Raw genomic sequence first — 12,864 nt, 5'->3', positions numbered from 1 at the left:
CGTCCGTGACAGATGCTTGGTGGAGTCTATCATGAGTCGCTTCGATTGGGACGACCTGCGCTTCTTTCTCGCCGTCGCGCGCGTCGGCCGCCTCACCGTCGCCGCGCGGCGGCTCGGCGCCGACCACGCCACCGTCTCGCGACGAATCACGGCGCTCGAGGACGCGCTCAAGGCGAAGCTGTTCGAGCGACGCCCGCAAGGCTACGCGCTGACGGAGCACGGCGAGCGCCTGCTCGCCAAGGCCGAGGCCATCGAGACCCAGGCGCTCGCGGTCTCCTCGGAGATCGGCGGGGCGGACCTCGCGCTCTCGGGCACCGTGCGCATCGGCGCGCCCGACGGCTTCGGCACGATGTTCCTGGCGCCGCGCACGGCGGACCTCGCCAAGCAATACCCGGATCTCGAGCTGCAGATCGTCGCCATGCCGCGGCTCCTCTCGCTCTCCAAGCGCGAGGCGGACATCGCCATATCCCTGGCGCCGCCCAAGGAAGGCAAGATCGTCGCGCGGCGCCTGACGGACTACAAGCTCGGCGTCTTCGCCACGCAGGACTATCTCGACCGGGCCAAGCCCATCGAGACGCCCGAAGACCTGCAGGACCACCCGATCATCGGCTATATCGACGACCTGATCTTCACCCCCGAGCTCGACTATCTCGACGAGGTCAACAAGGGCCTGCGGGCGAAGATCGCCTCGTCCTCCCTCGTCACCCAGATGCAGGCGACGCTGGCGGGGGCGGGCGTGTGCATCCTGCCCTATTTCGTCGCAGCCCAGGACCCGCGCCTCGTGCAGATCCTGCCGGAGAAGACGAGCTTCTCGCGCTCCTACTGGCTCATCGTCCACGCCGACCTCAAGGACATCGCCCGCATCCGCGCGACGATGGACTTCCTCGTGCGCGAGGTGAAGGCGGCGCGCGCGGACTTCATGCCCGACGACCGGCCCTGACGCGAGACGCCGTGCGCCGCGCCCGAGCGCCGTCCTCTCGGTAGCCGTCGCTCCCGCAGGTCGGTCCCGCGGCAGCCTCCGCTCGCGAACGCGCCGCGTAGCCACGTCGATCGCGACGCCCCGTCGATCGGGCTCGTCCGGCAGGACGGGGCCGCGCTGGCGCGCGCGATGGACGCCCATGCCGTCACGGTCATGCAGGCGACACCGGCGACCTGGCGCATGCTGCTCTTGTCCGGCTGGACGGGATCGCCGGGGCTGAAGGCGTTGTGCGGCGGCGATGCCCTCGATCCCGACCTCGCCCGCCGGCTCGTCGGCGCGACCGGCAGCCTCTGGAACATGTACGGCCCGACGGAGACCACGATCTGGTCGACCTGCGGACGGATCGCCGATCCCGGAGCGCCGATCCACGTCGGGCGCCCGATCCGCCGGACGACGATCAGGCTGATCGGCGACGACGGCGCGCCCGTGCGCCCGGGTGAGCTCGGGGAGCTGTACATCGGGGGAGCGGGGCTGGCGCTCGGCTATACCGACGTCGCGCGCACGCGCGAGCGTTTCGTTCCCGATCCCCTCGCCCCAGAGACCGGCGAACGCTTCTATCGAACGGGGGATCTCGCGCTCCTGCGGCCGGACGGGACGCTCGTAATGGCCGGCCGAACGGACGACCAGGTCAAGGTCCGCGGCCACCGGATCGAGCTGCAGGACGTGCAGGGCGCGCTCGCGGGGGTGCGGGGGATCGATCATGCCGCGGTCGTCTGCCGGCGCGACGCGATCGGAGAGAACGAGCTGGCCGCCTACGTGGTGCCGAAGACGGGAGCCGAGCTCGACGCGTCCACGATCCGCGAGCGGCTCGCATCCGTGCTGCCGGCCTACATGCTCCCCGCCACCGTGACGATCGTCCGGGCGCTCCCGCTCACCCCCCAACGGCAAGGTCGATCGAGCGGCTCTCGCCGCGATCGACCCGCGATCGGCCATCGCTGATATCGACGCTCCCGCCGGCTCCACGCCCCGGGAGAGCTTCCTCGATCTGCTGCGCGAGGTTCTCGGGCCCGCCGAGATCGAGGGGGGCGCCGACCTGTTCGCTCTCGGCCTGACGTCGCTCCAGGCCAATCACGTGGTAGCCGCCTTCGCTCGCCGTACCGGGGTTCGCGCGAGCGTCGCCGACCTGTTCCGCCACCCCACGGTCGACGGGTTCCTCGCACGGGTCGAGACCGACGTCTCTGCGATCGAGCGGGTCGAGCGGATGCCGGCGCCGCGCGGCCCGGCGCGCGAGCGGGCCCGCGCCAACGCGAGGAGCCGCGGATCGTGGGAGGACGAGGCCGTCGCCGTGATCGGCATGTCCGTTCGCGTCCCGGGTGCGGAGAGCCTCGAGCGCTTTCTCGAGATCATCGCCGCCGGTGCCGACACGGTGACGCGCTTCGCCGAGGCCGACGACGATCCGGTCCTCGAAGCCGAGACCCGTCAGGACCCGGGCTACGTCCGGGCGCGCGGCATGATCGGCGACCCGGCCAAGCGCCGACTTCTTCGGGCAACGCGAGCCCGCCTTCGCGCGCAACGTGAGAGCCTACCACGCGCACGTTCGCGACCGCGACCTGTGCCTCACGCACACGCTCCTCAACCCGCGCCCCAACAAGCACGTGGGGGCGGCGCGCCAGGACATCCCCGAGATGGCCGCTCACGTGGTGCGCGAGCGAGACGACGGCATCGTCCTGCGCGGCGCGCGCCTGCTCGCGACGCTCCCCATGGCCGACGAGATCGCGGTGTTCCCCGCACGCATGGTCGAGCCGGGCGAGGAGAGCGCGCGCTTCGCCTTCGGCGTGGCGATCCCGACGGCGTCGCCGGGCCTCCGGTTCGTGTGTCGCGACAGCGTCGATCACGGCTTCGATCGCCGCGATCATCCCCTCGCGTCTTGCTTTGAGGAGATGGACGCCGTCGTCCTGTTCGACGACGTGCACATGCTTTGGGAAAGGGTGTCCTGCTATCGCGACGTCGAGGCCTGCAACGGCGTGTATCCGGCGACCGGGGCGAACGCTCACATGGCCCACCAGGTGGTCTGCAAGACCATCGCGAAGACGGAATACCTGCTCGGCCTCGTCTCGCTGCTCGTCGAGGGAGCCGATCTCGGCGCGTTCCAGCACGTGCACGAGAAGCTCACGGAGATCTGGGTCAACCTCGAGGTCGTCAAGGCGCTCAAGCTCGCGGCCGAAACCGGCGCCGCGCGGAACGAGTTCGGTCTCGTCGTGCCGGCCTGGGACCCGTTGGACTCGGTCCGCAACCTCTACCCGCGCCTGTATCCGCGGATGATCGAGATCGTGCAGCAGATCGGGGCGAGCGGCCTCGTCGCCATGCCGACGCGCGCCGACCTCGACGGTCCGCTCGGGGAGGAGATCCGCTTCTACTATCAGGGCGCACGCCTGGAGGCGCAGGAGCGGATCCCCCTCTATCGGTCGGCCTGGGACACCGCCGTCTCCAGCTTCGGGAGCCGCCAGGTGCTCTACGAGAGATACCGCGTCTGCTTCGCCCTTCGCATCACCGGCGCGCTCGATCGTGAGGCCCTGTGCCGGGCGCTCGACCGCCTGCGCGCGCGTCACGAGAGCCTGAGGGCAGGTTCGTCGTCCACCTGATGGGCCGGCCGGAGGAGACGCGCCATCTCGTCGTCCGCGACGAGCAGGTCGTCATCGTCCCGAGCTGGTCCATCCATTCCGAAACGACGAGTACGGCGGCGTGTTCACGACGCCTCTTCGGCAGGCCGCGGCGAACGGTCGTCGAGGCCCGAGGCGAGGTCGTCCGTCCGGCCGCCTTCTCGAGAGCGGCGTCAGGGCTTGCGCGCGCCGTCGCGGGGCACGAGATGGCGGTCGAGCCATGTGGCGGCGCAGGCGACCAGCAGGTCCGTATGAAGCGGGTCGCTCAGGGAATGGTCGCCGCCCTCGATCCGGACGAGGTCGGCCCGTCCGCCCCAACGCTCGCGCAAGGCGAGCGTGTCGTTCATGGGCACCGTGTCGTCCTCGCTTCCCTGAAGGAGGAGGAGCGGAGCCGTGCGCGCGGTCGCCTCGGCGAAGAGATCGAGGCGCAAAGCCTCCTCGTGGAAGGCGTAGGGCGTTTCGCGCCCGCGGGAGATCAGGCCCGCGATCCGCCCTTCGCGCGCCCAGAGAGCGAGCCGCTCGGGCCCGAGCTGCCGCGCTCGAACGCTCGCATAGTCGCAGACCGGGGAGCGGAGAACGAGGGCGTCTGCCGTCCGCGAGGCGTGCGCGGCGAGGATCGCGGTGGCGCCGAAGCTCGCGCCCACGAGCCCCAGGGGACATGGCGGCAGGCGCTCGCGCATCAGCCCGACCATGGCGTCGACCGTGCGCGCTCCGAGCCCGATCGTGAGGTCGAGCGTCGAGCCGCCGCTGTCGCCGTGACCGGGAAAGTCGAAACGCAGCGTCGCCAGGCCCGCCGCGGCGAGGCGCGGCACGAGAGCGGAATGGGTCTCGCTGTCCTTCCGGCCGCCCAGCCCGTGGACGAGGACGACGCCTCCCCGGACGTCGCCGGCCGGGCGATGCAGGACGCAGGCGAGGTCGACGTCTCCCGCGCCGTGGACGATCGGCTCCTCCCCCGCCATCAGGCCGCTCCCGGATATCTTGCCGCTTCGTCGCCCCATTGCCGCGAGAGCGCCTGTGCGAGCGCCGCGTCCGCCGTCTCGAAGGCACGCGCGCGGCTTCGAGGCGAGGGCAGGTAGTGGTTGAAGTAGGTCGCGCCCTCGGTCGGCACGCCGAGCACGCTCAGCCCCGGCACGGGAAGCCCGGTCGCGTCGATCGGCTGGCCGGTCGAATCGACGCGAAGGTACCCGGTCGCGGTGCCGCCGTTCAGGGGGCACAGGCCGCTGCGATGAAGCTGGGCGCACAGCGGAGACACGACCGGGTCCGTCGGGGCCGTGTCGACACGCGCCCGCACGACGGCATCGAGCTGCACCGTCGCGGGCGCGTCGAGCGCCGTCGATCGGGCGACGACCGCGCCCGTGTCGTAGTCCCGGCTCAGCTCCGGTGCGGGACCCAGATCGACGCGCACGATCCCTGCCTCGATCAGCGCCAGCCATTCTCGCCCGCGCGACAGAGGCGGGCCGACGACGAGCCCGGATATCCGCGGGGCGACGGTGCGGAAGAAGCGTCGATGCGAGGCGGGCGCCAGCCGGTCGGGCCGGACGTGATCGCGGATGAAATCGCGCAGGACGCGGAGCATCTCCACCGCATGCTTGTAAGGGCTCGCGGCCTCGCCCTCGCGCGCCTCGGCGACATCGTAGGCAAGCCGCATGCGGAAGGCCTCGCGGAACGCCGTCGCGTGCGGATAGCGGCGCGGGCGATCTCCAACGATCAGGGCACGGGGGTCGAAGCTCTCGCCCGGTCGCAGCGCCTCCCGAGCGAGATCGACGGCATCGGCGGGCGAGAGGCGCGCGAACCGGGCGCGCAGGGCGGCCTGCGCCTCCTCGCCGAGGTCGAGCAGCGCGCGGCGCATCGCGAACGCGGCCCAGAGCTCCGCCGTCAGGAGCGGCAGGAGGTCGGCGTCGAAGTCGAGCCCATCCCCGCGTGCGATCGCCTCGCTCCGGCAGAAGATCGGCGTGTAGATCGTCGCGAGGTCGAGCGTGCTCGACGGCCGGCAGGCGAAGGGCGTTCCCGTGCGCGAGAACGCGAAGATCGTCGGCTCGAGACCGGACGGACGGTAGGACAGCGTGCCCTCCGGCGTCTCCTCGAACACCCCGCCCCGCCCTTCGGTGAGGCTCGCGACGACGTCGACGGCCACGAGCCCCATCCCCGCGACCCCGACCGCCGTTCCCGGTGCCACGGCCTCCTGCAGCCGAGCGACGGGATAGGGCGGGATCGTCGCGTCGTCGGGTTCCGCCGCGGCGCGCTCCGCGAGGCCGTGACCCGTGCAGACGAAGACGTGGTCGGCGCTCGGACGCTCGCCGTCCTCGAGGCGCAGCGCGAAGCCGCCGCCGGGCAGGGGCTCCAGGCCGATCGCCACCGATCGGTGCCGGTGCAGCCGCGTGTTGGCGGGCAGGTTGTCGCGGAGCACCTCGTGGACGAAGCGCAGATAGGCGCCGTAATGGCGTCGCGGCAGGAAGACGTTCGCGCCGATGGCCGGATCGATCTCGCGCCGCGCCCAGTCGAGGAAGGGCAGCGCCCCGCGCAGCGGCGGCTCGCCGAAATGCCGCGCGCCGAAGGCGTCGATCTGCCCGGCGACCGTGTTCAGGATGAGGTGCGGCTCCTGCTCCGGGTCGTGAAGCCCGGGGCCGGGCTCGCGCGGGTCGACGAGCACGACGTCGAAGCGCGTGGCGGGATGGGCGCGGGCCCGTGCGATCACGCGGTCGAGCACCGCGAGACCCCACGGACCGGCGCCGACGATGGCGATGGCGAGACGCGTCACGGGCTTAGCTCGTCGAGTTGAAGGCCGGCATAGGCGATGGCGCGCGATACGGCATCGTCGCGCATCAGGCGTTCGAGCCAGGCGATCACCGGGCGCGCCTCGGCGCGGCGTCGCAGGGCGGCCTCGCGCATGTAGACGACGGGAAAGTGCGCGTAGTCGGCGACGCTGGGGGTCGGGCCGCACAGAAACTCGTTGCGCGCCAGCGGCTCGAGCGCTGCGAGGAGCGCGGATATCGCCCTTTCGAAGACGAAGCGGGACGCCTCCGGCGCGAAGGCGAGGTAGCGTGCCAACGCGTTCTGGACGGCCACGTCGCTGACGGCGCAGAGCACGCTCGCGCGGCACGCCGCCCGCGCCGATGCGTCCTGCGGCCACAGGTCGGGGCGGGAGCGATCGACGAGGTGCTCCAGGATCGCGCCGGACTGGGTGAGCACGAGCGGTGCGTCGGGCGGACCCTCGACGAAGGCGGGCACGGTCCCCGCGGGATTGACGGCGAGGTAGTCCGGCCGCTTGTGCTCGCCCGCTGCGAGATCGATCTGCCGCCGGGTGACGGAGATGCCCGCGAGCTCCACCGCGATGGCGGCGCGCAGGCTGTTGCCGGAGCGCGCGTGGTAGAGGACGGCGTCAGGCATTGCCGGCCTCCCGCGGTCGAAGCCGGTCGGTGACGAGGCGGCGGAACTGCCCCGTGACCATGAAGACACCGAGGAAGATCAGCACCGTCGCCGCCGCGATCGACCAGGTGAACGGCTCGGAGAGCAGCACGATGCCGAGGAGAATGCTGAAGAGCGCGCGCAGATACGCGTTCGACGTCGTGGCCAGCGAGCCGAGCGTCTTGATCAGGCGAAAGTAGATCAGGCTCGCCAGCGCCGTCGAGAACAGCGCGAGCCCGAGCAGCGCCAGCGTCGGCGCCAGCGCGGGCTGCAGGTCGAACGGGTCGTCGAGGAGATACGCGAACGGAGCGATCAGCGCCGCAGCGAGCAGCAGCGACGTGCTCGCCGTGACGAAGACCGACTGGTCGGCGAAGCGTCGGCCGTAGATCGCCCCGCAGGCGTAGGACAGGCTCGCGCCAGTGACCGCGAGCACCGCGAGCACGCTGCTGTCGTCTGTCCCCGAGGCCGTCGCGGTGGCGATGAGGGTGACGCCACCCAGGCCCAGGACGATGCCCAGCAGCTTCTGGGCGTCGAAGGGCGCCGTTCTCAGCACGAAGACAGTGAGCAGGAACACGAACATCGGCGGCGTCGAGTTCACGATGCCCGCGACGCTCGAGGCGACGTGCTGCTGTCCCCAGCTGATCAGGAAGAAGGGCAACCCGCCCTGCAGCGTGCCCTGCACGAGCAGCTCGGCCCAGGTGCGCCCTGTTCGCGGAAAGGTCTCGCGCCTCGCGAGCGCGATGATCAGGAGCACGAGCCCGCCCAGCCCGATGCGGCACGCCACGATCGTCGCCGGGGGGAAGCTCGCGAGCGCAACCTCGATGAGCGTGAAGGAGCCGCCCCAGAGGAACGCGAGCAACAGGAGAAGAGCATACTCGCCGGGCCCGGCGGAGCTTCGTTCGTCAGTCATGGCGGCAGATCAGCCTCACGTGTCGTTCGAAGGCGTCGAAGACGCCGGCGACCTCGCTCGCGTCGTAGATGCCCGTTCGGTACTGGATCTCGACGTTCACGGCGTTGGTGAAGTCGCGCACGAGGAAGAGCAGGTCGTACTTCAGCTTGTAGCCGCGATCGGCGTGCTCGCCGTGCCGCACCGGCCCGGGCACGCCCTGAGGCATGTAGTTGAGCGAGAAGCCCGTCAGCGGGTTCCGGTCCGCCTCGAAGCGCAGGCCGATCGCGTCGATCACGCGATCGAACTGCTCCTCCTGACGCCGGGCCGCCTCTCGCACCTGCTCGCGCAGCTGCGTCGCGAGCGCCTCGGGCGTTCGCCGATCGAGGTCGTGCACCCGCAGGCACACGAGGTTGATCAGATCGCCGATCACGTCCCGCAGCCCCGGATGCTCGCGTCCTGCGAGGGGCGTGACGACGCACAGGTCCGTTCGCCCGGTGAGCGCCGCCAGGCTGCGCATGCAGCCGCCGAGCAAGAGGACGTAGGGCGTGCACCGCAGGTCGCGCGCCCTCATCCGCAGCGCCTCGACCGTATCCGCCCCGAGGCTCTTCTCGTAGGCGTGACAGCGCTGCGGGTCCGCGACCGGTCGATTCTGCGGGAGATAGGCGTGGCGGTACGGGACGGGCTGCGTCAGCAGGGTCGGAAAATAGGGGCCGAGCTCGTGCGGAGCGCGGCCGCGTGCGAAATGGACCACGTCGCGTATCGAGGGAAGCGCCGCGTTGCGGCGGCGGAACGCCGTCTTGTCCGCGAACCATTCCGCCAGCGAGCGGGCGAGGATGCCCTGGCTCGTCCCGTCGCTCACGAGGTGATGCACGTTCCACAAGAGCTTGCGGGCGCCCCCGGGCAGGAGGACGAGCGTGGCGCGGAAGCAGGCTCGATCCGAGAACACGTCGATGGGCTCCTCGCCCTCGCGCCGCTTCATCGCGGCGACGGCCTCGTCCACGGCCTCGGAGGAGAGCGACGCGAGATCCGCGGTGCTCAACGTGAAGGCGGAGGTGGGGTCGATGCGCTGGACGACGGTGCCGTTCTCGTCGAGGGCGAAGGCGAGGCGCAGGCTGTCGTGGTGCACGGCGATGTCCGCGATCGCCTGCTCCACCGCGAAGGCCTCGACGCCGTCCGGGAGATCGATCAGCGCGACCATGTTGCACCAGCTCCGGTTCCCGCTGGCGCAGAAGGTCCGGAAGTAGCGCTGCTGCTGGGGCGAGAGGGGAAACCACAGCGTGTCTGGAGCCGGGGGGATCGGCCCGGCGGCGGGTTCGGTGCGGCTCTCCAGCAGCGCCGCCAGGCCGGAGGGCGTCGGCGCGTCGAGGAAGGCGCCCGGCGACAGGGTGCGTCCGTCCTGCTCGGCGAGGAGGGCGCAAACGCCCGCCGCCGCCAACGAATCCCCGCCGAGCGCGAAGAAGTCGGCATCCGCGCCGACCCGCTCGACCCCGAGCACCGACGCGAAAGCCGCTGCGAGGAGCGCCTCGAGGCAGTCGGAGGGAGCCACGTAGGTCTCCGGCTCGGCCGGAGGGCGCACGAGCCGGGCCTTGTCCACCTTGCCGTTGGGCGTCAAGGGAAACGCGTCGCAGCGAAGGAGGTGCGCCGGCACGCCCGCGGCCGGCAGCCTGGCCGCGAGGAAGCCGCGCAGAGCCGCGGGACCCGGGTCCGTTCGCGCCGGCGCCGTGTACCAGGCGACGAGGCGCTTGCCGCCGCTCTCGTCGTCCTCCGCGATCACGACCGCCTTCTCGACCTCGGGATGGCTCTCCATCGAAGCGGCGATGCCGGCGAGCTCCAGGCGTACGCCCATGATCTTGACCTGATCGTCCCGTCGCCCGCGCAGATGGAGATGCCCGTCGGCGTCGCGAAAGCCCAGATCTCCCGTCCGGTAGCAGTCGAGGCCCTCGACGGGCGTGGTGATCGGCACCAGGGATCCGTCCGGGCGCGCATAGCCGAGGCTGCGGTGGCGCGTCGCGATGGCGACCTCCCCGAGCTCGCCCAGCGGCAACCGCGCCCCGTCGGGCCCGACGATCAGGTACGTCGTCTCCGGCAGCGGCACGCCGCAGGACTGGATCCCCTCCGGTGCGGGATCGGGAACGCGGGCGTGGAACTTCGCCAGCGTGGTCTCGGTGGGACCGTAAAGATTGTGGATCTGCGCGTGCGGGAAGCGGCGGCGCCAACGCGTGACGAGGCTCGCGTTGAGCGGTTCGCCGGCAAACAAGCTGTGGCGCAGAGCGCGCGCGGCCGGTCGATCCGGGCTGGCCGCCAGCATCGCGTGCGCGATCGAGGGGACCGTGTGCAGCACGCTGACGCCGGCCTGCGCGATCCAGTCCATCATCCCCGCGGCCGTCTCGGCCTCCCCCGGGGCGGGGATGACGGACATGGCGCCGGAGACGAGCGGAAGGAGGACGTCGCGCAGGACGACGTCGAACGAGAAGCGGGTGAGCAGGCCCACGCGATCCGACGGCTCGAGCGCGAGCAGCTGCGCCTCCCACGCGACGAAATGCGCGAGGCCGCCCCGGCGCCCGACCACGGGCTTCGGCGCGCCCGTCGACCCGGAGGTGAAGAAGACGTAGGCGGGAGCGTCCGGCTCGACCTCCGGAGCGGTGTCGCGAGCCGCCGGCGCGGTGCCCGCTGCGAGGTCGACGCGCACGAGCGCGGCCGGGGCGTCCAGCCCACCTACGGTGTCGAGCACGGCCCGCACCGGCGCGAGCTCCAGGATCTGGGCCTTGCGATGGCTCGTCAGCTGCGGATCGACGGGGACGACGACGACCCCGTCCACGAGCGCCGCGACGAGCGCGGCGAGGATCTCGGGAGCGGGAGCGCCATGCAGCGCCAAGCGCTCGCCCGCCCGGACGCCGGCCCGCGCGAGCGATGCGCGCGCGCGCTCGACCATGGCGCGGGCCTCCGGACGCGTGACCGTTCGCGATCCCTGGATCCAGAGCGGCCCGTCGTGCCGTGAGAGGCCGTCCAGGAGGAGGCGCGCCAGCGAGGCTCGATCCGTCGTCTCCGGGATCATGCCGCGCGCTCCGGCGCGGTGGGCGCCTCGGCCAGCGCCGTCGCGCGATCTGGATGATAGAGCTCCGCCATCTCGGGCGTTCCGCCGCGCAGGGCTTCGAGCACGGCTTCGGCGACGGCCGGCGCCTGGGCGAAGCCGCCGGTGTTGTGCCCCCCGGTCACGACCGCCGCGCCACCGCCGGCCGTCTCGCGGCGCACGAACACGCCGAGCCCGGAGGACGTCCACGGCCGGATGCAGGAGGCGGGCGGAACGTCGAGCATGCCGCGCCGACGCGCCTCGCGCACCTTGTCGGGGAAGAGCTCCTCCGCCGTCTCGCGGATGCAGCGCGCGAGCTCGTCGAGGTCGCAGGCGTCCGCACGAAGGGGCGTCTTGCCGACGAAGCCGTGGCCGGAGCTGCAGTAGATCACGGGCCGACCGTCCGGGCCGTGGCCCGGGATGACGTTCGCACCCTCGGCGGCCTCGCTCGCCGCGAACCCGCGGCGCCTGACCTTCAGCGGCGTGGCGAGCGGCACGTCCTCGTTCGGCAGCGTGATCCACATGCCGATCACGGAGGCGACGTCCGGAAGCGTGTCCTCGCCGCCGCCTCCGAGCCGCGCGTAGGCTCCCGGGCTGACGACGACGTGATCGGCGACGACCTCCTCCTCGCCGAAACGAAGCGAGGCGATCCTGCCCGCCGCGTCCGTGCGCATCGCGGTGAGCGCGCGTCCCCAGTGGAAGCGCACGCCGCGTGCGGCGAGCAGCCGGACGATGTTGCGCGAGAGCGTCTTGACGTTGATCGAGAAGCCCTCGACCCGCAGTGCTCCGGCGACCGCTCCCGATCGCGCCGCATCCGCGAAGCAGGGCTCCGCCGCCACGAGATCCGACGCCGACAGGATCTCGCGGCGCGCGCCCAGGATGCGCTCCGAGCGGCTGGCTGCGGCGAAGGCGGCCTGCGTCTGGTAGACGCGCAGCAGGCGGTCGACGAGATTGGCGCCCCGCAGCAGCGCCGGGAAGACGCCGAAGATCTCGTGCCAGCGTGCGAGGCTCGCGCGATTGTAGTCGAGGATGCAGCGATTGTAGACGCCCGCCAGCCAGGGCGGCACGGCTTCCAGGCGATCGATCCAGCCGCGCTCCTCGTCGTCCAGCGTGTCGAGGTCGCGCGACAGCCAGCCCGCGTCCGAGATCCGGTGCCGGAAGCGGATCTCCGAGCGCGTGGCGACCCCCCGATAGAGATGGTGGCGCGATTCGTTGTAGGAGAAGATGCGGGCATCGAGGCCGCCGAAAGTGGCGCCCACCGCGTCCGCCGGAAAATCGTCCGTCTCGAGCGGGTCCGGCATGCGGTCGAAGACGTCGACCTCGTAGCCCGCCCGGGCGAGGCGTAGCGCGGTGACGAGGTTGACCGCTCCCGCGCCGACCATGGCGACGCGCTTGCCCGGCACCCTGCCGACCGCGGGCGCCGTGGGGACGGGACGCAGCCGCCGCTCGGCTTCCGCGAACGCCGCACGCTCCGCCTGCGCCTGCGTGGCAGCGAGTGCGAGGGAAACGCCGGGGTGGTCGAGCGTGCCGGGCTCGATCGCGTCCGCCGTCGTGGCGAAGACCACGATCCGTAGATCCGGGGTGTTCCCGACGGCGTCGAGCAGAGCCTGATCCGCCGCGCAGACGATGATCAGGTCGGGCGCGATCCGCGCCACCTCCTGCCGGACGAGGACCGGATCGCGACGTCGCAGGTCGGGCCTGTAGAGCACGTTCGCCGCAAGGTATCGTTCGGTGCCGTCCTGCGTGAGGTGAGACGTTACCAGAATGCGCCGCATCATCGCTTCCGCTTCGCCCACGCGTCTCGCCGTGGTGCAGGCGTGCGGGGAAGGCGATCACTAGTAGATCAATCGAAAGCTGTCAACGATTCTTCGCCCTATCCGAAGTAATGCATTGTTTCCTCTCCGACCGTCGCACGGGGTGT

At 71.6% G+C, this 12,864-nt stretch carries 9 protein-coding genes and 2 pseudogenes; 5 read left to right on the top strand and 6 right to left on the bottom strand.

Annotated features, from left to right (window positions below; genetic code table 11):
- Window positions 1-31 precede the first annotated feature (31 nt).
- The 5 genes and pseudogenes from IEX89_RS09525 to IEX89_RS24415 form a co-directional block, all read left to right on the top strand.
- On the top strand, window positions 32-940 hold the full coding sequence (locus IEX89_RS09525) for a LysR family transcriptional regulator (RefSeq protein WP_188912132.1): 909 nt from the start codon (window positions 32-34) through the stop codon (window positions 938-940).
- 126 nt (window positions 941-1,066) lie between these two features.
- A complete protein-coding gene (locus tag IEX89_RS09520; protein WP_308423830.1) occupies window positions 1,067-1,918 on the top strand; it encodes an AMP-binding protein in 852 nt (283 codons plus the stop codon).
- Window positions 1,893-2,360: pseudogene (locus tag IEX89_RS24760) on the top strand (acyl carrier protein); the annotation flags it as partial. The gene IEX89_RS09520 and the pseudogene IEX89_RS24760, both read left to right, overlap by 26 nt.
- Window positions 2,361-2,493: 133 nt before the next feature.
- Window positions 2,494-3,561 (top strand): 4-hydroxyphenylacetate 3-hydroxylase C-terminal domain-containing protein, encoded by a 1,068-nt coding sequence (locus tag IEX89_RS09510; protein WP_188912128.1) that lies wholly within the window; start codon window positions 2,494-2,496, stop codon window positions 3,559-3,561.
- Window positions 3,534-3,641 (top strand): annotated as a pseudogene (locus tag IEX89_RS24415) (5-dehydro-4-deoxy-D-glucuronate isomerase); the annotation flags it as partial. The gene IEX89_RS09510 and the pseudogene IEX89_RS24415, both read left to right, overlap by 28 nt.
- A gap of 111 nt (window positions 3,642-3,752) precedes the next feature.
- Here the strand turns inward: IEX89_RS24415 and IEX89_RS09500 are convergent.
- Genes IEX89_RS09500 through IEX89_RS09475 form a run of 6 tightly spaced genes read right to left on the bottom strand, consistent with a single transcriptional unit; the run spans window position 3,753 to window position 12,652 of the window.
- A complete protein-coding gene (locus tag IEX89_RS09500; protein WP_188912126.1) occupies window positions 3,753-4,538 on the bottom strand; it encodes an alpha/beta hydrolase family protein in 786 nt (261 codons plus the stop codon).
- Window positions 4,538-6,337, bottom strand: coding sequence for an FAD/NAD(P)-binding protein (locus tag IEX89_RS09495; protein WP_188912124.1), 1,800 nt, complete (start codon window positions 6,335-6,337; stop codon window positions 4,538-4,540). The genes IEX89_RS09500 and IEX89_RS09495 overlap by 1 nt, the downstream gene beginning before the upstream one ends.
- Window positions 6,334-6,966, bottom strand: a complete 633-nt coding sequence (locus IEX89_RS09490) for a glutathione S-transferase family protein (RefSeq protein ID WP_188912122.1) — start codon at window positions 6,964-6,966, stop codon at window positions 6,334-6,336. The genes IEX89_RS09495 and IEX89_RS09490 overlap by 4 nt, the downstream gene beginning before the upstream one ends.
- The gene (locus IEX89_RS09485) at window positions 6,959-7,894 is read right to left on the bottom strand and encodes a DMT family transporter (protein WP_188912119.1); all 936 of its coding nucleotides are present in this window, start codon (window positions 7,892-7,894) and stop codon (window positions 6,959-6,961) included. Before IEX89_RS09485 ends, IEX89_RS09490 begins: the two co-directional genes overlap by 8 nt.
- Window positions 7,887-10,928 (bottom strand): AMP-binding protein, encoded by a 3,042-nt coding sequence (locus tag IEX89_RS09480; RefSeq protein ID WP_188912117.1) that lies wholly within the window; start codon window positions 10,926-10,928, stop codon window positions 7,887-7,889. The genes IEX89_RS09485 and IEX89_RS09480 overlap by 8 nt, the downstream gene beginning before the upstream one ends.
- Entirely contained in the window at window positions 10,925-12,652 is a 1,728-nt protein-coding gene (locus tag IEX89_RS09475; RefSeq protein ID WP_188912115.1) for an NAD(P)/FAD-dependent oxidoreductase, read from the bottom strand. The genes IEX89_RS09480 and IEX89_RS09475 overlap by 4 nt, the downstream gene beginning before the upstream one ends.
- Window positions 12,653-12,864 lie beyond the last annotated feature (212 nt).

The organism is Salinarimonas ramus, from assembly GCF_014645695.1.
Lineage (GTDB): Bacteria > Pseudomonadota > Alphaproteobacteria > Rhizobiales > Beijerinckiaceae > Salinarimonas > Salinarimonas ramus.
Note: the sequence above shows the minus strand (reverse complement) of the source record. Positions and strands in the feature narration are given on the sequence as shown.